The sequence below is a fragment of the Virgibacillus sp. Bac330 genome, from assembly GCF_003667845.1.
Classification (GTDB): domain Bacteria; phylum Bacillota; class Bacilli; order Bacillales; family Amphibacillaceae; genus Virgibacillus; species Virgibacillus chiguensis.
Map to the genome: position 1 here is coordinate 3,980,211 of NZ_CP033048.1, position 22,928 is coordinate 4,003,138.

Annotated in this window: 22 protein-coding genes; 11 read left to right on the top strand and 11 right to left on the bottom strand. The window is 36.8% G+C overall.

The window, feature by feature from the left end:
• Window positions 1-7: 7 nt before the first annotated feature.
• Together D9780_RS18485 and D9780_RS18490 are read right to left on the bottom strand one after the other, a co-directional pair.
• Window positions 8-1,021: an ABC transporter ATP-binding protein gene (locus tag D9780_RS18485; protein ID WP_121641144.1), complete on the bottom strand. Its 1,014-nt coding sequence runs from the start codon at window positions 1,019-1,021 to the stop codon at window positions 8-10.
• Window positions 1,018-2,052, bottom strand: a complete 1,035-nt coding sequence (locus tag D9780_RS18490) for an ABC transporter ATP-binding protein (protein WP_121641145.1) — start codon at window positions 2,050-2,052, stop codon at window positions 1,018-1,020. The genes D9780_RS18485 and D9780_RS18490 overlap by 4 nt, the downstream gene beginning before the upstream one ends.
• Before the next feature lie 420 nt (window positions 2,053-2,472).
• Here D9780_RS18490 and D9780_RS18495 point away from each other — a divergent pair, with 420 nt between their 5' ends.
• Both D9780_RS18495 and D9780_RS18500 read left to right on the top strand, forming a co-directional pair.
• Window positions 2,473-3,567: an oxidoreductase gene (locus tag D9780_RS18495; protein ID WP_371413675.1), complete on the top strand. Its 1,095-nt coding sequence runs from the start codon at window positions 2,473-2,475 to the stop codon at window positions 3,565-3,567.
• Window positions 3,568-3,803: 236 nt separating this feature from the next.
• A complete protein-coding gene (locus D9780_RS18500; protein WP_121641147.1) occupies window positions 3,804-4,340 on the top strand; it encodes an HD domain-containing protein in 537 nt (178 codons plus the stop codon).
• 561 nt (window positions 4,341-4,901) lie between these two features.
• Here the strand turns inward: D9780_RS18500 and bioB are convergent.
• Window positions 4,902-5,894, bottom strand: coding sequence for a biotin synthase BioB (bioB, locus tag D9780_RS18505; RefSeq protein WP_170861767.1), 993 nt, complete (start codon window positions 5,892-5,894; stop codon window positions 4,902-4,904).
• 523 nt (window positions 5,895-6,417) lie between these two features.
• Here bioB and D9780_RS18510 point away from each other — a divergent pair.
• Window positions 6,418-7,662 carry a dicarboxylate/amino acid:cation symporter gene (locus D9780_RS18510; RefSeq protein ID WP_121641148.1) on the top strand — a complete coding sequence of 415 codons (1,245 nt, stop codon included), beginning with the start codon at window positions 6,418-6,420 and terminating at the stop codon, window positions 7,660-7,662.
• Between the two features lie 140 nt (window positions 7,663-7,802).
• Here D9780_RS18510 and D9780_RS18515 read toward each other — a convergent pair whose 3' ends face one another.
• The 5 genes from D9780_RS18515 to D9780_RS18535 all read right to left on the bottom strand — a co-directional run bounded on the left by D9780_RS18515 (window position 7,803) and on the right by D9780_RS18535 (window position 11,713).
• The gene (locus D9780_RS18515; protein ID WP_121641149.1) at window positions 7,803-9,002 is read right to left on the bottom strand and encodes a transglutaminase-like domain-containing protein; all 1,200 of its coding nucleotides are present in this window, start codon (window positions 9,000-9,002) and stop codon (window positions 7,803-7,805) included.
• 200 nt (window positions 9,003-9,202) lie between these two features.
• A complete protein-coding gene (locus D9780_RS18520; RefSeq protein ID WP_162985936.1) occupies window positions 9,203-9,538 on the bottom strand; it encodes a DCC1-like thiol-disulfide oxidoreductase family protein in 336 nt (111 codons plus the stop codon).
• A 58-nt stretch (window positions 9,539-9,596) separates the two neighbouring features.
• The gene (locus D9780_RS18525; protein WP_073011640.1) at window positions 9,597-10,559 is read right to left on the bottom strand and encodes an HTTM domain-containing protein; all 963 of its coding nucleotides are present in this window, start codon (window positions 10,557-10,559) and stop codon (window positions 9,597-9,599) included.
• Between the two features lie 78 nt (window positions 10,560-10,637).
• Window positions 10,638-11,291, bottom strand: coding sequence for a DUF5819 family protein (locus D9780_RS18530; RefSeq protein ID WP_121641151.1), 654 nt, complete (start codon window positions 11,289-11,291; stop codon window positions 10,638-10,640).
• An 80-nt stretch (window positions 11,292-11,371) separates the two neighbouring features.
• Entirely contained in the window at window positions 11,372-11,713 is a 342-nt protein-coding gene (locus tag D9780_RS18535) for a hypothetical protein (RefSeq protein ID WP_077702131.1), read from the bottom strand.
• A 738-nt stretch (window positions 11,714-12,451) separates the two neighbouring features.
• Between D9780_RS18535 and acsA the strand changes: the two genes are divergently transcribed.
• From acsA to D9780_RS18565, 6 genes are all read left to right on the top strand, one after another.
• Window positions 12,452-14,161: an acetate--CoA ligase gene (gene acsA / locus D9780_RS18540; RefSeq protein WP_371413753.1), complete on the top strand. Its 1,710-nt coding sequence runs from the start codon at window positions 12,452-12,454 to the stop codon at window positions 14,159-14,161.
• A gap of 71 nt (window positions 14,162-14,232) precedes the next feature.
• The gene (locus D9780_RS18545; protein ID WP_121641153.1) at window positions 14,233-14,442 is read left to right on the top strand and encodes a hypothetical protein; all 210 of its coding nucleotides are present in this window, start codon (window positions 14,233-14,235) and stop codon (window positions 14,440-14,442) included.
• A gap of 362 nt (window positions 14,443-14,804) precedes the next feature.
• A complete protein-coding gene (locus D9780_RS18550) occupies window positions 14,805-15,776 on the top strand; it encodes an IS30 family transposase (RefSeq protein ID WP_121639266.1) in 972 nt (323 codons plus the stop codon).
• Window positions 15,773-16,447: a phosphotransferase family protein gene (locus D9780_RS18555; RefSeq protein ID WP_121641154.1), complete on the top strand. Its 675-nt coding sequence runs from the start codon at window positions 15,773-15,775 to the stop codon at window positions 16,445-16,447. The genes D9780_RS18550 and D9780_RS18555 overlap by 4 nt, the downstream gene beginning before the upstream one ends.
• Before the next feature lie 155 nt (window positions 16,448-16,602).
• Complete coding sequence (locus D9780_RS18560) at window positions 16,603-17,142, top strand: nucleotidyltransferase family protein (RefSeq protein WP_121641548.1); 540 nt, start codon at window positions 16,603-16,605, stop codon at window positions 17,140-17,142.
• 113 nt (window positions 17,143-17,255) lie between these two features.
• Entirely contained in the window at window positions 17,256-17,864 is a 609-nt protein-coding gene (locus D9780_RS18565; RefSeq protein ID WP_121641155.1) for a class I SAM-dependent methyltransferase, read from the top strand.
• Window positions 17,865-18,230: 366 nt separating this feature from the next.
• Here D9780_RS18565 and hmpA read toward each other — a convergent pair whose 3' ends face one another.
• Window positions 18,231-19,463, bottom strand: a complete 1,233-nt coding sequence (gene hmpA / locus D9780_RS18570; protein ID WP_121641156.1) for an NO-inducible flavohemoprotein — start codon at window positions 19,461-19,463, stop codon at window positions 18,231-18,233.
• Window positions 19,464-19,603: 140 nt separating this feature from the next.
• Between hmpA and D9780_RS18575 the strand changes: the two genes are divergently transcribed.
• Both D9780_RS18575 and D9780_RS18580 read left to right on the top strand, forming a co-directional pair.
• Window positions 19,604-20,038 (top strand): RrF2 family transcriptional regulator, encoded by a 435-nt coding sequence (locus D9780_RS18575; RefSeq protein WP_073011624.1) that lies wholly within the window; start codon window positions 19,604-19,606, stop codon window positions 20,036-20,038.
• A gap of 63 nt (window positions 20,039-20,101) precedes the next feature.
• Window positions 20,102-20,617 carry a type 1 glutamine amidotransferase domain-containing protein gene (locus D9780_RS18580; RefSeq protein WP_073011621.1) on the top strand — a complete coding sequence of 172 codons (516 nt, stop codon included), beginning with the start codon at window positions 20,102-20,104 and terminating at the stop codon, window positions 20,615-20,617.
• A 293-nt stretch (window positions 20,618-20,910) separates the two neighbouring features.
• On the opposite strand, the gene D9780_RS18585 is transcribed toward D9780_RS18580, so the two are convergent.
• Both D9780_RS18585 and D9780_RS18590 read right to left on the bottom strand, forming a co-directional pair.
• A complete protein-coding gene (locus D9780_RS18585) occupies window positions 20,911-22,203 on the bottom strand; it encodes a glycoside hydrolase family 18 protein (protein WP_121641157.1) in 1,293 nt (430 codons plus the stop codon).
• Window positions 22,204-22,269: 66 nt separating this feature from the next.
• Window positions 22,270-22,803: a cysteine hydrolase family protein gene (locus tag D9780_RS18590; RefSeq protein WP_084723737.1), complete on the bottom strand. Its 534-nt coding sequence runs from the start codon at window positions 22,801-22,803 to the stop codon at window positions 22,270-22,272.
• Between the last annotated feature and the right edge of the window lie 125 nt (window positions 22,804-22,928).

The window sequence follows — 22,928 nt, forward strand, 5'->3', positions numbered from 1 at the left end:
GGTTTTATTATTGGTTCTCATATAAAAGACATGCGACCTGGTGGTTAGGCCTCACCTCCTTTAATTGAGGTACAAATTCTTTACATTTCTCCATTGCCATTGGACATCTCGTATGAAAAACGCATCCCCTTGGCGGGTTTTGTGGATTTGGAACATCGCCTTTTAAGATAATGCGCTCCTTCTTTATTAGTGGATTCGGTTCAGGAATGGCAGAAATGAGTGCTTGTGTATAAGGATGCAATGGTTCTCTATAAATGGATTCATTATCTCCAACTTCCACCATTTTACCTAAATACATGACGCCGATTTGATCACTCATATGTTTGACAACACTTAAGTCATGGGCAATGAATAAATATGTTAAATCAAACTCTTCTTGCAGTTCTTTTAAAAGGTTCAATACTTGTGATTGGATGGAGACATCAAGTGCACTAACTGGTTCATCTGCAACAATTAATTTAGGGTTTAAAGCGAGTGCTCGTGCTATTCCAATCCGTTGTCGTTGTCCCCCAGAAAATTCATGTGGGTATTTATAATAATCTTCTTCACGTAGACCGACGCGTTTTAATAGGTGTTGTACTTCGGGTTTTAAGTCTTTATGTGATTTATTTCTATAATTACGAATAGGCTCATCTACTAAATGGCCAACCATCATTTTCGGATTTAATGAAGCATATGGATCTTGAAAAACCATTTGATAATCCTGTCTCGCTTTACGAAGTTTGGAACCGCTTACTTTAGTGATGTTTTCCCCTTCAAAGAAAATATTTCCATCAGTAGCATCTGTGAGCCTTAAAATGGTGCGTCCTGCGGTAGATTTTCCGCAACCTGATTCACCAACAAGACCGAACGTCTCTCCTTTTCTAAGTGTAAGGGAAATATCATCTACTGCTTTCACATCACCTGTTTTTCTTTTGAAAAATCCAGTATGAATGGGATAATATTTTTTTAAATTTCGGACTTCTAAAAGTGTATCCTTTTGTGTTAAATCTTTTTTCTTTACTTCGTCAGTTTGCATCATACGTTTTCTACCTCCTTAGCATAAGATGTTTCTTTTGGATAACACTCGTCATATAGGAGGCAGCGTGCATAGTGATCATTATTCACTTTAGCAAGTTGTGGTGTAACGAGTGGACAATCTCCAAAAGCTTTTGGGCATCTATCTGTAAAGCGACACCCTACTTCAGGCATGCTTTCTAATGAAGGAACGACACCATCAATAGTGTTTAATTTGTCCGTTGTCTGGTCCATTTTAGGTATGCTATCTAGTAATGACTGTGTGTATGGGTGTTTTGGTTGCGTAAATAGATCTACAACACTAGCCTCTTCCACAATTTTACCAGCATACATGACAATGACTCGGTCAGCCATTTCTGCTACAACACCTAAATCATGGGTAATAAGCATTATGGCCATATTCACTTTGTTTTGGATATCTTTAAGTAACTCTAGTATTTGCGCCTGAATGGTTACATCTAATGCTGTAGTAGGTTCATCTGCAATTAAAAGCTTTGGTTGTAAAGCAATTGCCATAGCGATGACTACACGCTGGCGCATTCCACCAGACAATTGGTGAGGATATTCATTAAGAATTTTTTCTGGACGTGATATCCCCACTTGTTTTAACAAATCAATTGCTTTATGATTTGCTTCCTGCTTAGTAATGTCTAAATGATTAAATAAAATCTCGCGCATTTGCCATCCAATTGAAAAAACGGGATTTAAAGCTGTCATTGGTTCTTGGAAAATCATTGCAATATCTTTACCACGAATTTGGTTCATTTCCTTTTCGGACTTTTGTACCAAATTTTCTCCATTAAAAAGAACTTCTCCAGCTGAAATTTTAGAATTTATCTTTGGAAGAAGCTGCATAATTGATAATGACATTACACTCTTTCCACAGCCTGATTCACCAACAACGCAAACTATTTCTTTAGGTTTCACGTTAAAATTCACATCTACTATAGCGTGATGTAATTCATCATTTATCAAAAAACCTGTATGTAAATTCTTTATATCAAGTACATTTTGATCTTGCTGTTCTTGAGACAACTTAAGCCCCCCTTATTGTTAAATTCAATAAATCGTAATTTTTCTGTTATTTGAGAGTATATAATATTTATTATTTTTTAACAAGTCTATTTATACTTTTATTAGGAATTTTTTCACAACTATAATAATAAAGTACTATGCTTTGTAATGAGAGGCATTTTCTAATATAAAATCATTTTTATACCAAAGCATATGGTGAAAATTAAAAGATAATGAATATACATCGGTTTTAGATTTGAAATATAGAAAAGTATAGAAATTACAGTATAAACCAATTTTTAAAAGCCAGTATGCCAAATTAAGTTCAAAACAGTTCGTATAAGCAACTAATTTGCAGAAAATAAAAATACCTGCAATAATATACTGCATAAAATTAGCGATAAATGTTAATTTTAAATAACAACAAAGAATAGGGTGAAGATGATGAATAAATTGTTTGAACAAGGGTATCTCGGAACATATGTGTTAAAGAATCGCTATATTTTAGCTCCAATGACAAGAGTAAGCTCTGAAGCAGATGGAACACCGAATGAGCGCGTTCAGCGTTATTATGAACGATATGCTAAAGGTGGCTTCGCTGTTGTCATTACAGAAGGCGTCTATCCTGACACGAAATATAGTCAAGCATATGAATTTCAAGGTGGTTTAGCCACGGAAAAGCATGCTACACATTGGAAGCCAATTGTAGAAAGTGTACAATCCCATGGAGCGTTGATGATTGCGCAATTGATGCATGGTGGAGCTCAAACGCAAGGGAATTATTATACAAATGTTACCGTAGCACCATCGCCGTTTACACCTCCTAGTGATAAGGCAGAAATTTACGGTGGTAGCGGTCCGTATCCAGAAGCAAAGGAATTAACCCTTCATGAAATTGAAGAAGTAAAACAGGGCTTTGTTCAATCCGCGAAATATGCAAAGAAGGCTGGGTTTGATGGAGTCGAATTACATGGAGCAAATGGCTATTTACTCGATGAATTTTTATCAGCAAATATTAATCAAAGAAAGGATCAGTATGGAGGCAGTGTAGAAAATCGAGTTCGACTGTTAAAGGAACTTATAGCTGAAGTGAAAGAAGCAGTTGGCGGGACAATGATTGTAGGAATTCGTATTTCTCAACTAAAAGCTACCGATAAAGCTTACAAATGGCCTGGTGGAGAGGAAGAAGCATCCATCATCTTTTCTGAACTAGGAAAAACGGATGTCGACTATATTCATATTTCCGATGATGACGCAACGACACCTGGATTTGGTGAAGGAACAATGACGATGTCAGAGGTAGCGAAAAAATATGCTGGGAAGCCTGTTATTGCTTGCGGACGTTTAGGCGATCCGGAAAAAGCAGAAGCAGTTATTAAGCAAGGAAAGGCTGATTTTATAGCTATTGCTCGTCAAGCGTTAGCAAACCCTGATACTCCAAATCGGGTGAAAAATGGCGAAGAGCTACAAGCATTTGATGGAAAAGCAATACTGACACCAAAAGCATACGTCAAAGACTTTGAATTAGAAATGTAATGTATAAACAACTGTCGCAAATAGAAGCATGCATAAGGGTGCTTTTATTTATGGCAGTTGTTTTTTACTTACTTTAAAGGAAATATAAGGAGCTGAGATAAATTTAGTTCAAAAAAAAGGAACAATCGGACCGAGTATATAACTTGCAATAACTCATGTTCATATGCTATAGTTTTAAAAATTTCCCCTTATACTAGAGAGTATTAAAAAAGAACATATAAAGGAGGTATCTATAGATGAGAAATGTAACATTAGAAACTGTGTTCCTACATCCTGTTACACAGCGTTATTTGAAACGTTCAGGTATAGCTCATGCCATTGCGGTTGCAGAATATGCATTTGATCTTGCCAAGCAGTATCAAGTAAATCGCGATCATGCTACGAAGGCGGCTCTATTGCATGATGTAGGGCATTATACTTGGTATACAGAAGGAAAATGGGATTATGACAAATATCGAAAGAATGATATTCATGCAATTAAAGGTGCAAGTCGTGCGCATAAACTACTCATTCGTATTGGCGAGGACCCTCAAGTAGCTAAAGAAATAGCTGTAGCTATATTGTTGCATACGGATTCTTACTTGCCGAATGGCGAATTACAATTAAAACCATTACAGCAAGTTGTACACTTGGCAGATGAAGCCGATGAAGAAACTGGTGGAAACCATCATTACAGGAGCATTGATGACAAATCGGCCTTAGAGCGAATTCAATTGTTAGATCAAAAGATCATGCAATGGTTAAGCATGAACGAGATGAAACATATTATTTAAATTGAATGACAAGTAGGAAAGCATACTGTATGGATTGGAGCGTTATCTATCTCCTATCCCATTTTCCTTGCTTTCTTGTTTTACATAATCTCTGTTGCTTCAATAAAAAGCACCCTTTTTTATCTCCCCTCTGTAAAAAATCTTGAACGTCAGGCATGCATTTTTTATTTTCTCCTTTTCTCATATTACCATTTCCGTTCGTACAACTGAAAGCGCATACGAATTACGTTGAATTTACGCTGGGCAAATCAACCCCTAGGTACGCAGTAAAAATAAAACAATAAAAATGGGAGGTTACTGTTTACCTTTATTGGCATGTATACAATCCTTGGTGGCTATTCGCGGGCTTCTCCATACGACTTAGCAGATGAAACTATTTTCTATCTTCGAGTATTAGAGTTTTTGGTATGTTGTTTTCTCTATTTATAGCATGGTGCAAGTCTTTTTCTCCTTATAGAGAAACATAAGATTTTTTGATTTTATTAGAAGAAAAACGGCATAAACGATAAGTAGTACGCGGGGGCTGTTTGCTTATCGTTTATACCGTGGTATGCATTTGTTTTAGACGGGTACTTCGGAGTTCACATCATCAATTTCAAAACCAAGATCTGTAAGCATTTGGTAATCTTTTTTTGCCACTTGTCCAGCAGTTGTGAGATAGTCGCCTATAAATATAGAATTGGCTGGATATAAGCTAAGCGGTTGCAAGCTTCTTAAATTAACTTCCCGCCCTCCGGAAACTCTAATTTCTGCTTGGGGGTTTGTAAAACGAAATAGGCATAGGACTTTTAGGCAATAGAGAGGCGTAAGCTCATCTGTACCTTCTAAAAGGGTGCCTTCCATGGCGTGTAAAAAATTCACAGGAATAGAAGCAGCCTCTAGTTCTTGTAAGGCAAATGCCATTTGTATAACATCTTGTTTCGTTTCTTTCATTCCTACAATGATGCCTGAGCAAGGAGAAATACGCGCTTCCTTTACTTTGTTTACAGTTTGTATACGATCTTCGTAAGTATGGCTAGTAGTTATCGTAGCATGATGAGCTTTTGATGTATTAATATTGTGGTTATATCTGTCTACTCCTGCTTTTTTTAACTGTTCTGCCTGCCCAGGTTTTAAAATACCGAGACAAGCGCAAATTTTTAAATCATACTTGGCTTTAATTTCTTTGACAGCACCAATAATATGGTTCAATTCTCTATCTGTAGGTCCGCGTCCGCTCGCAACAATACAATAGGTTCCTGCATGCAATTGACTAGCTCGTTCTGCTCCTTTTACAATCGAATCTTTGTCCATCATTTTGTATTTTTCAATTGGATTTGTTGAATCACGGGATTGCGCGCAATAGCCGCAATTTTCTGAGCAAGCACCTGATTTTGTATTAATAATCATATTAAGTTTTACTTTATTACCGTAGTAATGCTTTCTAATCACGTAAGCACTATGTAGTAATGGAAGTATAGCTTCGTCAGGGCAATCTAAAATGGCTAAACTTTCTCCTTCTGTTATCTGGTATCCTTCCAAAACAGCCTTTGCTAAAGATTGAAAGTCTATCATCTTCTCTATTTCATCCTCTCCTAAAAATTTTGATGAAGAAATCCTAAAAAACAAATTGTAAACATAAATTTATATAGGTTAACAATAAAGATTTTATAAACTATTGTCAAGAATGCGCGTAATAAAAAACGGTACGTTAATTGGATCGTAAAAATAATTTTTACTAGTTATGTATACGATTAAATAAGGAATATAGTATTATCATCTACCTTACAAAAAATAGGACTATTCAAGTAGTAAGAAAAATGATAAAATAGAAAAGCAACTCTATGTTTTTATACCTTGTAACACACTGCTCTGTATCCCATTTCTTTATTCTACTCATCTATATTTCATATAGGAAAACATGAAAAAAAGAATAAATCACTAGAATAATTCGTTTTTTAGTGGCAAATTACGGAGAAAGCGCATTCTTTTCTGAGAATTTATAAGACATCTCAATTTTAGTAGTTTAAGAATACAGATAAGTCTTAGCTTTCTGTTTATAGTTAACTGTTCACACAACAAGAAAGGACGAATGCTTATGAGTTTAACCAAAAAAATATTACTTGCCTTACTATTAGGAATTTTCGCTGGAATAGGTTTAACTTTTGCTCCTGCAGAACTGTTTACACCTATTGATACGTATGTATTAAATCCTGTTGGAGAAATATTTTTAAACTTAATTATGATGATAGTTGTTCCAATTGTTTTTGTTTCGATTGTGCTTGGAACAGTTGGATTAGGCGACCCATCTAAATTAGGAAGAATTGGGGTACAGACGATAAGTTTTTATTTAGTAACGACAGCCATAGCGCTAGTTATTGGATTAGGAGTTGGATTAGTACTAGAGCCAGGTGAAGGAGGAAATTTCTCCATAGATGATGCTTCCTATGAAGATCAAGCCGCCCCGCCGATTATGGATACGCTTGTGCAAATCATTCCTGAAAATCCAGTAGAAGCACTATCAACAGGGAATATGTTGCAAATTATTGCAGTCGCCATTTTTGTTGGAGTTGCACTAGCTATGTTAGGAGAAAAAACGAGTGGAATCAGAAATTTATTTGAGCAGGCCAATGACATATTAATTTTTCTTGTGAATGCGATTATGAAAACAGCTCCTTATGGGGCGTTCGCTTTAATTGCATCAGCAATTGGAGAAGCTGGTTTAGATGCAATAGGTTCCATGTTTATGTATATGTTGGCAGTTATTTTGGCTCTTGTTTTACACGGAGTAATTACGTACAGTATTGCTATTAAAACTTTAGGAAAAGCAAGCCCATTAAAATTTTATAAGGCGTTTTTCCCGGCAATGTCCGTTGCTTTTAGTACATCCAGTTCCAGTGCAACACTACCAGTATCTATGAAAATAGCACAGGAAAAACTCGGTGTAAAAAAATCGATCAGTAGTTTTGTGCAGCCATTAGGTGCAACGATTAATATGGATGGAACTGCAATTATGCAAGCAGTTGCTACGGTTTTTATTGCGCAAGTGTATGCAGAACCGCTAGGCTTAAGTCAAATGCTAATGGTTGTTTTAACAGCTACACTAGCAAGTATCGGAACAGCAGGAGTCCCTGGGGTAGGGCTGATTATGTTAGCGATGGTGTTAAAACAAGTAGGTTTACCAGTAGATGGAATTGCTTTAATTATCGGGGTAGATCGGTTGCTAGACATGATACGAACATCGTTAAATATTACGGGTGATGCAGCGTGTGCGTATATCATTTCGGAAGATGATAAACGGAAAAATGGTATAGATGAGGAACAAACCGAACAAACAGCATAATGGAATGTTAATTTTAAGAGCGCGTCTACGAGAAGGCGCGTTTTTCTGCTAGAGGAGAGACGACCTTCTATCACGACATAGATGCTTCGCAGGCAAATACATGGTGAAAGAGGCCTCCTCATGGAATGAATGACACAGGTTTATAAAATGGTAGATATTGCGCCCATACTGACTAACAGCATAATAATTCCAAAAAAAACGGTTGCGAACGAGAAGAATAGTACCCTTTCTTTTCTTATAACAAAAGATAGACAAAACAAAAACGCGGGAAATGGAAACAGAATACTGAGCAGATCCCAGTTAGTGGAAAAATAAAATATGGCAAATAGCAGAGCAATATATCCTGATATTGATCTAACTAAAAGTGTTAATTTTTGTTTTCCAGTTTCCTGAACATTCCATAGACCAAGAAAATTTTCCGTTCTATCTTTCAAGGGTTTCTGATCTTCATAATATAGGTACATAGGTTGGAAGTAAGGTATTTTATTCTGAACTAAATCTTTCCCCCAAATAAATGGCTCTCCTGCTATATCAAATGGGCTATATGGTTGTTTATTCTGCACAATAGCTTTTGGGTAAGCTGGTACAGGCTGGTGTTCTGTGTCAATAGAAAAAACAATGCGTTGATGCTCCGTTTTTCCGAAATATGTTTTCCAAAACAAAGTTTGAAATGGAGAGAAAAAATATCTCCATAGCTGCCTTTTTACTGTAGCAGCCATACTCGTATCGACGGGTATCCAACCTTCTTGTTCGAGGTAAATTTCATTCCATACATGCGCCCGATGATTTCCACCTGTAAATGCCCCTACCATGATACGACAAGGAATTTCTATTGCACGGCATAGCGCTGCAAATAAAAAAGAAAATTCACCACAATCTCCTTTCTTACTTTTGAGGAAATGGGTAACTCCTCTAGCTTTTGGGGGGAATTTATATTTATAATTTTTGACAATATAAAAAAATAGTAGCTTGGCTTGCTCTTTTGGATTTTCCACCCCTTTAGTAACGAGGGAAGCAATGTCTCTTACTTCTTCGTTTACGCAAACCATAGGTGTGGATCTTAAATAATAATTTTTTTCTTCTTGTGTTAATTCGGGCAAAGTATCTTCCGTATTGTTTAACAATTGTATTTTATAAGAAGCTTTTATGGTTTCGTTGGGTTTGATTTCATAAAAGTTAATTTGATTTCCAATTGTATCTTCATTTGTTTGACAAGGTGGCGTTTTCTTTTCGTTCATAACCTGCTGATGTTTCGTATCTGGTGGGGTTGCTAACCATAAATACACGTTAGCTGAGGTAGGATTTTTATATTGAAATGTATACACTACTTTATTGTCCAAATCTTCACCTGCTTTATTATTTTTATTTAGCGTATAAGATGCTGTGGACTTGCATTAGAATTCATAAATACGTCTAAATAGGAGCTAAATATCCAAATACACGTAGGGGCCTTTAGGTCATAATCCTTGGGCTACAAACAATCAGTGGAGGATGAAAGAGCCCCCACTGATTGAGATTTTATAGGTATAATCTGCAAACGTTAGCTTCTGTCGGGAAGTCTACAAAAATCACCTTCACAGCCCCCAACGGGAAGTATTTTTCGTTTACTTGCCAACCAATCATATATTTTGGATCCTACTCCTATCCATATAGATAGTTGAAGAAAGGGAGCTGCTATCCATAAAAGAGGAATTTGTTTAACTATACGAAATATACTATCTATACCCTCTTCTATTTTACCATCTTGTAATCGAATAGTGTGCATTCTTTTTTCCAATTTTTCATAATTTAAACTGTACGTATTCAGAACAGCTTTGTTTCTAGTAGATTCATATTGAAGACGACGGAAACAATCTAATCTTGCTAGTGTGTTCATACTCTTTGTACAAATAGGGCACCAAGTATCATAAAAAACAAGGACATTGTTTTTTTTATTAGGCCTGTTCAACATGCTCAGCCTCATATTTTCTCCCCTTTCTTAGTTTCCACTTGGATGATAGATTTTTGATGATAGCATATGCCCAAGCATACTCTTTATCTTTTAGTAAAAGCAGTTGTATGGAGATCATTGTCGCAGAAAATGTAAACAAACCCATGACAATGGCAATTCCGACGTGCATAGCGATAATATTAAAAATAGCAATATATTTGGTATAGCGGTTAAATAATAGAAATGGATAGGTTATTTGTGCAAAAATAGCTCCATATGCGCCAATTAGCAAGAGAATGTTAGATGATAAAATGAATTCCTTGAAAAATGGATGCGTATACTCATCTACCTGCAAGATATAGTAAAGCGCTGTACCATTTTGCCACACCTCTCCCATAATTTTATGCATACCAGAAGTTAAGTACATAAAGGAAACTTGTATAATGGAGGCAAGAATGGCTAAATTATGAAAGCTATTGGATAGTGGGGTTGCTGTGATGCTACTAGGTGTTTTCTCTTTTCTTCTATAGCGATCCAATGAAAAAAATGCTGTCGTATTTGCAAATAACAAATAAAACAGAATGATTCTCATTACATTGTCTCCACCGTCTAGAATTAAAACATTTACATGTTGTAAAGACCAAATAAAAACAAAATTTAAGATGGCTGTTAGTCGACCCATGAAACCTAAGGTAAAGAGCAAAGCGACTACAATACCAATATGAAAAATGATTTCAAAGTACAAGACAGAATCATTTAATTGATACAAAGAAAGATTACTAGTGGTAATTAAATTTTGCGTAAACGTCTCGTGTTCCTGCATGCCATTTGGCCCCCACAGAAATCGTCGTTGCCCATAATGAATAAAATAAAAATATAAAATTAATAGGCCAAAAGCAACTCTAATTAAACTGGCGCCGATTAACATATGTTTTTCAGTAGTTAGCTTATTGTAAATAGTATTCAAAATTAAAATTCCTCCTCTTAAAAATGGTGGAAATAAGTGGTTGCTATATGAAAAAGTTTGAAAATGATAGATAAGCCTTTAAAACACAGAAGAAACTGTTTCAAATTCCTTCCAATCAAATTCATGAATAGTTCTTTCGTTTTCAAAGTTTGGATTGTCTTGTTCGGAAAAAGGTGTGGCTTTTGTTTCTCTTATGACAATTTGTGTGCGTGTGATATCTTTTTCAGGATATAAACTACTTACATAAGATTGAGCATATCGGTTTAATATATTTATCCCATTTTCTTCTTGCTCTTTTGTCATTTCATTGTCTAAAATATAATCATACTCCTCTTTATTTAAATCTCTTTCTTCTACTTCTTGGGATAGTTTCCGTGTTACATCATCTTTTTGATACAGGGACATAAATGCACCTCGTTGGATGCGCACTAAACGATTATAAGGAGTAAAGCGATTTTTATAGTTTTTTTCAATCATAAACGATGTTAAATTGGTCCATTCTGTTGTTTCGCCATTGGAAAATTGTGCACGAACTAGAAATTGGTTATTTGAACTTGCTGGATTTGGGGCGAATAATTTCCAGTTTTGAGAAAATAAAGGCTCCATATAGGCGTTTACGATAAAACCATATTTTGCTTTTACAGGATTAAAGGGAGCTAAATAAATAGCGGTAAACATAAAATGAATAAGAAACAAAAAAGCCGAAAATAGAATGATTATTTTTTTTAACATAGGATCACCTCTATGAATTAGACGATTGTCCCAATTTGAGGAACAATCGTCTTATATTTTAGTGAAGGGCAAGTAAAGAATTATTGGTCAAAAACAATTTTGATATCTTCATATTCTGCATTACCTCTCATCTTCTCATCACTGCCGCCTAGTTGTTGTTTAGCCCAATCATAAGCATCTGCACCAGCTTTAGCGGTAACTCCGCCAACAAAAGCTGCACCCGCAACGGCTGCTCCTTTTAATGCATAAGCTCCGGCAACTGCGGGAGTAGCCTGAGGAGATACTTCTTTGTTGGTAGCCAATTCAGTTTGAACTGCTTTTTCGGTTTCAATATTATCTGTTCCAGCAAAGACTGAGGTTGTCGTTGTTCCTCCAATAAATAAACTTAATGCCAGTGCTCCGGTGATTAGCTTCTTTTTCATCAAATCATCCTCCTAATAAAATATAAAAACTAAAACAAAAGCAACAATAGCAACAATGACCAAAACTGTATATTTCTCTAAATTCTATTCATGAATCGCCTCCTTTAAATAATGTAGGCATTCTTTGCACTTATAGGAAGTATAAAATTTTTAGCGTTTATCGTATAAGAAGAACAAACGCTTTAGAAAGACATGGGATAAGCTATGTTTTTCTAAAATCACAAGCAGCTAGTTAAACTTAGTTAGTAGAACATTCTTGGTAGGCTGAACGAAGGTGAATTTTATGTGTTAAATAATTCAGAAAACAACTTATCATAATATTAAGACTTATGCGCTGTGTTTACAAGTGCTATAAGTCCTGTTAAAAAAGCGGAAAAATCCCAATAATAGGTAAATATTAATAAACGAAAAGGACTAGCCTGCCATTTATAAAGGATGTTAGGGGTTCGCTTTACAGAGGCTGGGAAAATCATATAGTAAGCTTGTCCACCTTATTTGTACCTTAGCTTAACGGTAATTATATGCGCTTTTTCCCCATATAGATAGGCGCTAGCTTAGATATTGCTTTAAAAATGTCACAAAATGTTCTAAAATAATGGTAGTTACCTAAATGTTTGCATAATTTGAAAGAGTGCATTCTTTTGTCTTGAGTTAAGATTTATAGAAGGTAAACTGAAGTAAACAGCAGGTTTTTTGTAACCGATACCATTAAAACATTAGGGGTGATGACACGTGGAAATGAAAAAAATCCCTGCTAGAGAGGGAAATCATAATTTAAAAGATTATAATTGTATGAAAGAATCATTTGCTTGGGAGAGCATAAAAACGAATTTTTCCTGGTTTGAAACAGGAAAGGTGAATATGGCTTATGAAGCTGTTGATCGTCATGCTGATAATCCAAATAAAAGCAATCAGACTGCACTGTTATTTTCATCACCGAACCGTGAGGAGAAGCTGACATTTAATGATCTACGTCATGAGAGTAATAAATTTGCAAATGTATTACGGAAATATGGAATAAAAAAAGGAGATCGTGTATTTTTATTTATGCCGAGAACGCCAGAGTTTTATGCTGCTTTCTTTGGAATCTTAAAAGTTGGTGCCATTGCAGGGCCTTTATTTGAAGCATTTATGGAGCAGGCAGTTAGAGATCGCCTGCAAGATAGTGAGGCGAAAATGCTGATTACAACGCCTGATTTATTGGCGCGCGTACCACAAGCTGATTTACCAGCACTTGAGAAAATTGTTCTAGTTGGCGATTACGAGGGAAAGGTGGAATCATACATTCAATATCACGAGGAAATGAAAGCCGCTAGCGATCAAACAGAAATGGAATGGGTTGATCTAGAGGATGGTATGCTGCTTCATTATACCTCTGGATCTACTGGAAAACCAAAAGGGGTCTATCACGTGCATCACGCAATGATACAGCACTATGCAACGGGCGATTGGGTATTGGATTTAAAGGAGGATGATATTTATTGGTGTACTGCCGACCCTGGTTGGGTAACAGGCACAAGCTATGGTATTTTTGCTCCTTGGCTTCATGGCGTGACGAATGTCGTTCGTGGTGGTAGGTTTACGCCTGATGATTGGTACCATACACTTGAAAAATATTGCGTTACAGTATGGTATACAGCACCAACCGCATTACGTAAGCTCGTTAGTGCCGGTAAGGAGACAGTTGAAAAGTATGATCTTTCTGCATTACGTCATATCTTGAGTGTTGGTGAACCTTTAAACCCAGAAGTAATTTCATGGGGATTGAAGGCCTTTGACATTCGTATTCACGATACATGGTGGATGACAGAAACGGGGGCACATATTATTGTAAACTTCCCATCTATGGAAATACGGCCTGGTTCTATGGGGAAACCGCTACCGGGTATTGAGGCATCCATTGTTGATAATGAAGGAAATGAATTACCACCATATCAAATGGGGAATTTAGCCATTAAAAAAGGCTGGCCATCGATGATGCGCGCCATTTGGAATAACCCTGGAAAGTTTGAAAGCTATTTTATCCAAGATTGGTACGTGTCTGGCGATAGTGCTTATAAAGACGAAGATGGTTATTTTTGGTTTCAGGGTCGTTTAGATGATGTCATTAATACATCAGGAGAACGAGTAGGTCCATTTGAAGTAGAAAGCAAGCTCATTGAGCACCCAGCTGTTGCAGAAGCTGGTGTAATCGGCAAGCCGCATCCAGAACGAGGAGAAATTGTTAAAGCCTTTATTACTTTAAATGAAGGCTATGAGGATTCAGAAGCTTTGCGAGAAGAAATAAGGCAGTTTGTGAAAACAGGTTTAAGCGCACATGCTGCTCCTCGTGAGTTAGAAGTAAAAGATTCTATTCCGAAAACGCGGAGTGGAAAGATCATGCGGCGTTTATTAAAATCCTGGGAACTCGGATTGCCAACAGGCGATACATCTACATTAGAAGAATAAGAGGTAACAAAACTGGTTATCCCACAGTTGGATGACCAGTTTTTATCGCGCTTGGAAAAAGGAGGGATTTGATGTTATATCGTGTCATCAAAAAATTTGGATTAGATGTATTACAATGGAATGAGGTTGACGACTCACATAGTTCAACCGTCTATCAATGTACTTTGTTACATGGTGAAAATGTTTATTTAAAAATTCCTTTTACAAAGTTGAAGTTCCAACGTGAGTTATCAGCTTATGAAATTTTACAAGAAAATGTTCCAATTCCTTATTTAACCTAGATTGTAAAATTAAGCGAGACACATAAAATATTCTCATCAGATTAGGGCTTTAAGTGAAGGTCACCCTACCACCACCCTTGACCTTGTTTGTGTCCGTGGTGAGATGTAAACGACGGATGGTTGAAAAAATGCCTTAAGGCAACATCCGCATGAATAGCGTACCACGGACAATCCATTCTAAGCTCCGCTGGTGGGGCCCCGACCCCTTCCAGCGATTACTAAGAATGGGCACGGCGGTCAAGGGCAGGCAGCTAAAGCTGTGGTTAGTGTGATATTGTGACTTCAAAGAGATGCAATACAAAAAAGACATGCCATGATATACTCAATCAAAACCTACCAAAGTTAAGGAGAGTGTATCTGACATGTCCTATACCCATCTTACCAAAACAGAGATCATATTCATAGAGGAATATCTTGAATTTGGTCTATCAGGTCGAAAAATTGCTGAAAAATTAAAGCGTGGTCATGAAACTATATATCGTGTGATTCGCGAATTGAAAAACGGTCTAACTGCGATAGACATTCATTTGAACTATCAAGCGAACAAAGCTAAATGTGGTCGAAAAAGAACGCAGTTAACAGATGAAGAAAGAGCCTACATTGAAGAAAAAGCCCGTGACGGTTGGACGCCTGATGTCATCATCGGTCGGAATGAAAGACCTATTTCCTGTAGCATGCGTACGCTTTACCGTAAGTTTAAAAAAGGCGAATTTGATGTAAATACTTTACCTATGCAAGGCAAACGCAATCCAAATGGCTATAAAGAAAAAAGAGGGAAACAAAGCTTTAGACGCGGCATTCAAGACCGAGACAATGACCATCCGAACTACAAGAAAGAATTTGGTCACCTAGAAGGAGACACGATTGTTGGTCGCCACCATAAAAGTGCTGTCATCACATTGGTTGAGCGATTAACAAAATGTATCATTGCCATTAAGCCAGAGGGAAGAAGAGCTGCTAATGTTGAATCATCGCTTAATGACTGGCTCGCTCCACTGCCGAAACACTTGTTTAAATCGATTATTTTCGACTGTGGTAAAGAGTTTTCTAATTGGAAATCTATCAGTAATAAGCAAGATATTGATATTTATTTTGCAGATCCTGGAACCCCTTCACAAAGAGGATTGAATGAACATTCCAACGGTCTGCTTCGAAGAAATGGGCTACCAAAGGATATGGATTTCAACCCCATAACCCAAACGTATATTTCTGAAGTAGCACTTAGAAGAAACAATATTCCAAGAAAATCATTAGGTTACAAAACACCGATGGAGTGTTTCATGTCCCATGTCGATAAAGAATTTGATCAAAACATGTTGTCTCGCTTAATTTGACAAATCAAATAATAAATTATTGGTCGGGTGATGAGGAGTGTCCTGGTGCTTTTTTAATATCTGCATTAAAAGGAAAACCTTTAACAGCGAAAACAACACCAACGGTAGCTTACCAAGTTGGGACGATTCATGCTAAAATACACTCAGTTACTCCTCCGACGAACGGGGATTTCATAGGTATAAACAACGAATTTGACAACTGGTCTAACTTTATTGAACGTCAGTTTCAAAGTTTCGCTGCAGATGTAAGAGATATTTTGGATGAACGATTATACGAAAAAGCTATTGAAAAATATAATAAGAAGAAACAACAATTGCCACCTCCAGATGGTCCAAGTTTTGTACATATGGATTTTCGCCCAGCAAATATCATTGTTCATGATGGTTCTGTTTCAGGAGTAATAGATTTTGAAAGTGTAAGGTTTGGCTCAACAGAAATAGATTTCACTAAACTGTATCGCGATATTTTAAGTATGGATAGTAGTTTGTATCAAGCATACAAAGATGGCTATAGCAGTATTCGACCACTAATTAACCTAGAGGAAGTATTACCTTTTTATCGATTTACGGATGCTTTTAATAGTATCGGTTGGTGTAAACGTAGAGGAGTGGAAAAAAACGCTCTGTTTTTAGAGGAAAACATAGCTAGATTAAAAAAGTGGGTACTATAAAAAGCAAGCAAATTATTGATCTATTAAGCGCGAAACCAAGAATTACAGAATTTGTTTGATACTATGGAAAAAAGAAGATAGAAGTTTGAATGTAGATATTTATATTGATTTACAAGTAGAAGGTGAACCATTTGTTAGCAACGAAACAAGATATTATGAACGCTATTGGGCAAGACGTTGAAATGATGACGGTATTAAAAGCAGTTATGTCACTTGATTTACCAGATTGCTGGGTATGTGCTGGTTTTGTAAGGGCGAAAATTTGGGATACATTGCATGGAATAGAAAAGACACCACTTCCTGATATTGATGTCATTTATTTTAATCATCAACACACGGCAGAAGATATAGATAAACAATTAGAAGAGAAACTTCATCATATTTTGCCTGCTCTTCCATGGTCGGTGAAAAACCAAGCAAGAATGCATACTAGAAATCACGTTCCACCATATCTTTCATCCGAAGATGCTATCGCCAAGTTTCCAGAAACTGCAACTGCATTAGGGGTAAGGCTAGATCAGCATGAAAATGTTATTTTAACAGCCCCACATGGCATAGAAGATGTTCTTCAGTTAGAAGTAAAACCGACTCCGTATTTTTTGCGAAACGAGAAAAGAATGCAAATCTATCGACAAAGAGTAAATAAGAAGAATTGGCAATCTACGTGGAAGAAGCTAAAGATTTATGTAACGTAAAAACAATAGAATCCCCTTTTATTTCGCATCTTGTGCTTATCTGTTACATTACATATAGGGGTATTTTATGATATATATCTACTTAATCGATAATGAAGCAAGGAGAGGAAACAATGTCAAAGGAATTTTGGGATGAAAGTTTCTCAGAAAATGAGTTTGTGTATGGCAAAACAGCAAATGCGTTTATTCGTTCCATGAATGAGATGCTTGCAGCAGGTTTGAAAGTAGCCTGTTTTGCAGAAGGGGAAGGTAGAAATGCGGTATATTTAGCAGAATGTGGGCATCATGTAACAGCATATGATCAATCCACGGTAGGGCTTAAAAAAACAACCCAACTCGCTCAAAAAAAAGGTGTAGCTGTTCAAACCGTAGTAAAAGACCTTACCGCAGAAAGCGTACCTGTGCAACAATATGACGCTGCTTTTATGGTGTTTGGGCATGTTCCTAGAGAAAAGCAAGCCTTTTTTATTAATAATATGTTGAATTCGCTTAAAACGGGTGGCTATCTCCTATTCGAAGTTTACTCGGAGGATCAATTAGCATATAAAAGTGGAGGGCCAAAGGAGAAATCGATGTTATATCGTCCTGTAGATATGTTGAACTGGTTAGATGGTCATAAATGGATTCATTTTTATTATGGAGAGGCCGAACGACATGAAGGAAAGAGACACTCAGGTCTGTGCCATGTTGTGCAAGTAGCCGTTCAGAAAACAGCTTCGTAGGTTGGTGAGGGTTAATGGATAACACAGTGACTGAGCTTGTGTTATCCATGTGTCATTTCCTTTGCTTCAACGATAGAAAATCTGGAATTTTGAGTTTTATTTCGAATACTATCGTAAAATTCCTCTTTCAAGATAAGTTTAAGAGGGCGATAAAAGAAACTAAGTTACTAGGATATTTAGATCACCGCTATACTATAGCAAAGTGTAAAATTTTTAGGAGTTAAAGTTTAAGAAAATGGAAAAATTATTCCATAAAGATTTCGTGATAAATGGTTACTCGCAACAGTGAGGGATAAATCCCCCACTGATGGAAGACCACTTTATTTCCAAATGTTAATACAAGCTTCAAAACAGAATAGAAAAAAGTTATGAAGCGCTCATATCTGCCGCGGGGCCAAAAACCTCATAATGGATATCTGCATCGTCTACATGTAACTGTTTGAGGATAAGCAATGTTGTTTGCATAAAGCCTTTTGGACCGCAGAAATAAAAGGATGCATTGGTAGTTGGCAAAACAGAGTGTAGCCAGTTGTAACTGATATAGCCATTTACATCACATGGATGCTCGTTTTCAGGCTGACTATATAAAGTATAGCTTGAAACATTTGTATGTTGCTTACTAATTGTATTTACACGATCCTTAAATGCGTGATAATTACCTGATTTTGCAGCATGAATAAAGACTACTTTTCTATTCGGTTGTGTATGAATGACTGTTTCCAACATGCTCATCATTGGTGTTATTCCTACGCCACCACTAAGGAGCACGATAGGTCTGTTATCGTTTCTATTTAGAAAGAAATCACCAGCTGGCGCTGTAAGTGGTAAAACACTTCCTTCGTTCACCGATTCGTGTAGGAAATTGGATACCTTTCCGTTTGGAGTTTTGGCATCACCAGCTTCACGTTTAACACTAATTCGGTAGTGATCTTTGTTAGGTGATGTAGATAAGCTGTATTGGCGTAGATGGGTGTAAGGTTCTTCTGGAATCTCTGCTTTCAGCGTGATATACTGCCCGGGAAAAAAATCAGGAATGGCAAGGCCATCTTCAGGTTGCAAATAAAACGATGTAATGACGTCGCTTTCTTTTATTTTTTGAATGACTTTAAAATTACGGAATCCTGTCCATCCACCAGTTTGTGCTTCAGCTTCTTCATATAGCTGTTGCTCCATGTCGATAAATAGTTGCGCAATGATACTGTATGCTTTTTCCCACGCAGCAATTATTTCATCACTCGCTACATCTCCTAAGACATCTTTCATCGCTAATAATAAGTATTTCCCAACAATCGGATATTGGTCTGGTTTTACGTTTAAACTTCGATGCTTATGGGCAATTTGCCGGACGTGAGGTACAATTTTTTCTAACTGGTCAATGTTTGCTGCAGCTGCGTACACCGTATTGGCTAATGCGATAGGTTGATCGCCACGTCGTTGATTCGTTTGATTGAAAAGGTGATTTAACTCGGGGTGATTGCTTAACATAAGTTGATAGAATCGCTTTGTAATAGCTGTCCCTTGCTTTTGTAAAATTGGAACTGTAGCTTTAATCAATTGCTTATTTTGTTCATCTAATTTGGTTTTTGCCGTTGTTTCCATAAAAAATCCTCCCATACAATAAAGATGTATTTTGAATACATCTTTATTGTATAATGAAAGAACATGATATAAAACCACTTCCATCACATTTGTGTTACAATATTGTGAAAAACAAAAACCATTATATAGCAGGTGACATAATGAATCTAAAAAAATACACCGACTTCTCCCTTCGAGTATTAATATTGGCTGGAATGAAAACAGAACAGGAATTAACCACGATTAAGGAAATTTCTACTGTTTATCATATATCACAGGAGCACTTACGAAAGGTCGTTCATAACTTGACGAAATTAGGACTGATCGAATCCATTCGTGGCAGGCATGGCGGTCTCCGTTTAGCAAAGCCAGCGGAGGAAATCAATATCGGTCAATTAGTTCGAACATTGGAAGACGATTTTGTATTATTGGAGTGTTTTGATAAGGAAACGAATCACTGTGTTATTTCTCCAGCTTGCACTTTAAAACATGCACTAAATCAAGCATTAATGGCTTTTTTTCAAGTGTTAGATACATATACATTAAAGGATTTAATCCATAATGAACAAGCATTGCGTAAGCTTATGGGGATATGATGTTTTAATTTGTGATTTTCGGGAAAAAGTACTTATGTAATATTCATAAAGGAGGAATCGTTTGTGAGTAAAAGAATTGCAACTGTCATCACAGATATGTTTGAGGATGTAGAATATACAGATCCAGCCAAAGCTTTTCAAGATGCTGGACATGAAGTAGTTACAATTGAAAAAGAAAAAGGGAAACAAGTAACAGGGAAAAACAACCAAGTTACCGTTACGATTGATTATGGAATTGACGATGTTAATCCGAGTGACTTTGATGCGCTGTTTATTCCGGGTGGTTTTTCTCCTGATATGCTGCGCGCAGATGAACGCTTTGTCACATTTGCCAAGCATTTTATGGACGAGAAAAAACCCGTTTTTGCCATTTGTCATGGTCCACAGCTGTTAATTACAGCGAAAACATTGGAAGGAAGAAAAGCAACTGGATTTAAATCCATCCAAGTGGATATGGAGTATGCAGGCGCCAAGGTTGTAGATGAAGAAGTAGTTGTTTGCCAAAACCAACTCGTTACAAGTCGCCAGCCAGATGACATTCCCGCTTTTAATCGGGAGTCTTTAAATGTATTAAAATAAAATAGGCACAAAAAATAAGTCCTCTTGTAGCGGAGGGCTTATTTTTTAGTAGATCATAAAGCTTTAAAAATCTGTGTTTTGGGATAATGAAATAACGGAATAAGCCACGTCCGGCTCCAGAGACCAGCAACTGGGTGACTGCCAAGTTTTTCTAATAAAGCTAATAAAGCTCATAGTAATAAGAAAACTTCCAATTGCTTCAAGACAGAGAATGTGGAAGCTTTTTCGGCATTCATTGTGTAGTCCATGTTTTTTAATGCTCCATGAAACGAAGCAAAAGTTAGCGTGTATGGTTATTCTAACTTTGTTATCGTAAATTGATCTTGTAATAATAACCAATTTTGCGGGAAGGCAAGCCCTAGTTTCCAATAAGAAATACCTAACAACCCTAATTCTTTAATTAAATTAAACTTTGCCTGAATCGACCTTGCATCCTCAAACCATACTTCATGTCTTGTCCCTGCCTCATCCGTATAGGTGAAAAACGGTGCTTGTGCTCCTTGATCAAACTTAATTTCTGCATTATTTTCTCGCGCAATGGTAATGGCTCGCTGTGGGCTTACGGCTTGAGCGGGTTTTCCGTTATCAGCAGCATAAGGTAATGTCCAATCATAACCATACAAATTCTGCCCTAATAAGATTTTGTTTGCTGGAATTACTGTGAGTGCATAATCTACTACCTTTCGTACTTCGTTGATAGGTGAAACAGCTAATGGTGGACCATACGTATAGCCCCATTCATAGGTCATTAAGACAACGAAGTCAGCAACCTCCCCATGTACTGCATAATCATGGGCTTCATACCATTGTCCTGGTTGATCGGCTCGTGTTTTTGGTGCTAATGCAGTAGACATTAATAAGCCGGCCTGAGACAGCCTTTCCTTTGCTTTTCGTAAAAAAGCATTATAAGCTTCACGATCTTCGCTTGGTAAAAATTCAAAATCAAAATGGACATCCTTATATCCTTGTGTAGTTGCTGTATTAATAATATTATCAAGCAACGTATTTTGTACGCTTTGTACGGTTACGATAATATGCCCAAGTTCTGGACTGAACTCTCCTCCTTCTAGGTTGGTTACAACAAGCATTTTTGCTACATTATTTTGTTCAGCAATTTCAGTTAGACCATTTAACGGCGGTGGTGTGAGACTGCCATCGCGACCTACACGGTAGCTGAAAATAGCTAAATAAGTTAAATAAGGTGCTGTTTTTCGAGCAGAATTCTTTAAAGTTTCTGACACCGTATCACCGGAAGGCTCAATATATGCATTTGTCGTGATTGGAGTCTTGGGTGCTGGCGGAATATATAATTGAAATCCCACTGGTATTATATTTCCTGGCGAGATTCCGTTTATTTGTGCTAACGTTTCAAGAGGTATGTTAAATTGTTGGGCAATGGAAAATAAACTATCTCCAGGTTGAGCAAAGTAAAATTGTCCAATAATAGGAATGACAAGCGCTTGACCGATAACTAGATTATTAGGTGCATCCAACTCATTGGCATCAATAATTGCTTGCGTAGAAGTTCTGTATGTAGAAGCGATTTGAAACAACGTATCTCCTGCAGACACAACATGGATTTGCAAAATAAATCCCTCCTTTCAAAGTTTTGCTACTGTTACTTTATGAGGAGGGAGACGGAGGTATGCTAATTATATTGCTGTTGTGTCTGCTTTCATAACCGCGTGTAATAAATATAGGGCATAAGCATTATTATCTTTCCCTTCTGAAGCCATGCAATTTTCTGGAATATGCATCTTATATCCATACATATATGCATCCTTTGCTGTAAACAGAATACAAATATCCCCGGCAATTCCTGCCATAATGAGGCTGTCTTTATTTAATTCAGATAACAAAGATTGTAAAGGCGTTTGAAAAAAGGCGGAATGCTGTGGTTTAATAAGAAAATAGTCTTGGTCATCTGGCTTTAAAGCTTCTATAATGTCTTTACTTGCGTCATTGTAGCAGTGGTCAATTATTTTACGAAAGTCTGCTTGCCAAAGACCGTAATGATCATTAACATAAATAATAGGCAATGCATTGGTTTTGGCAAATTCCCGTAAAGAAATAAGGTGCGGAAGGATTTCTTTTGTGTTGGAAGCTAATGCTTTTCCACCATCAAAATGAAAATCGTTGATAATATCGACAAATAAAACGGCGGTTTTTTCCAATGATTTGAGCACGAAAATCTCCTCTCTCTTCTGATAGAGTAAATAAGGCTATCTTTCATGTGACTAATCTGTGGGATAAAGTACACGAAAATTCAATTACAAGTCATATCCAATGAAAAACGGTTAAGGGTGGACAT

What these genes read in the sequence shown, in the direction of transcription:
- hmpA (WP_121641156.1), bottom strand. Translation starts at nt 19,463, where the DNA reads ATGGAAACAACGGCAAAAACCAAATTAGATGAACAAAATAAGCAATTG.
- D9780_RS18530 (WP_121641151.1), bottom strand. Translation starts at nt 11,291, where the DNA reads ATGTTAAAAAAAATAATCATTCTATTTTCGGCTTTTTTGTTTCTTATT.
- D9780_RS18575 (WP_073011624.1), top strand. Translation starts at nt 19,604, where the DNA reads ATGAATCTAAAAAAATACACCGACTTCTCCCTTCGAGTATTAATATTG.
- D9780_RS18495 (WP_371413675.1), top strand. Translation starts at nt 2,473, where the DNA reads ATGATGAATAAATTGTTTGAACAAGGGTATCTCGGAACATATGTGTTA.
- D9780_RS18520 (WP_162985936.1), bottom strand. Translation starts at nt 9,538, where the DNA reads ATGAACACACTAGCAAGATTAGATTGTTTCCGTCGTCTTCAATATGAA.
- D9780_RS18560 (WP_121641548.1), top strand. Translation starts at nt 16,603, where the DNA reads ATGAACGCTATTGGGCAAGACGTTGAAATGATGACGGTATTAAAAGCA.
- D9780_RS18535 (WP_077702131.1), bottom strand. Translation starts at nt 11,713, where the DNA reads ATGAAAAAGAAGCTAATCACCGGAGCACTGGCATTAAGTTTATTTATT.
- D9780_RS18510 (WP_121641148.1), top strand. Translation starts at nt 6,418, where the DNA reads ATGAGTTTAACCAAAAAAATATTACTTGCCTTACTATTAGGAATTTTC.
- D9780_RS18500 (WP_121641147.1), top strand. Translation starts at nt 3,804, where the DNA reads ATGAGAAATGTAACATTAGAAACTGTGTTCCTACATCCTGTTACACAG.
- D9780_RS18565 (WP_121641155.1), top strand. Translation starts at nt 17,256, where the DNA reads ATGTCAAAGGAATTTTGGGATGAAAGTTTCTCAGAAAATGAGTTTGTG.
- D9780_RS18550 (WP_121639266.1), top strand. Translation starts at nt 14,805, where the DNA reads ATGTCCTATACCCATCTTACCAAAACAGAGATCATATTCATAGAGGAA.
- acsA (WP_371413753.1), top strand. Translation starts at nt 12,452, where the DNA reads ATGAAAAAAATCCCTGCTAGAGAGGGAAATCATAATTTAAAAGATTAT.
- D9780_RS18545 (WP_121641153.1), top strand. Translation starts at nt 14,233, where the DNA reads ATGTTATATCGTGTCATCAAAAAATTTGGATTAGATGTATTACAATGG.
- bioB (WP_170861767.1), bottom strand. Translation starts at nt 5,894, where the DNA reads ATGATAGACTTTCAATCTTTAGCAAAGGCTGTTTTGGAAGGATACCAG.
- D9780_RS18485 (WP_121641144.1), bottom strand. Translation starts at nt 1,021, where the DNA reads ATGATGCAAACTGACGAAGTAAAGAAAAAAGATTTAACACAAAAGGAT.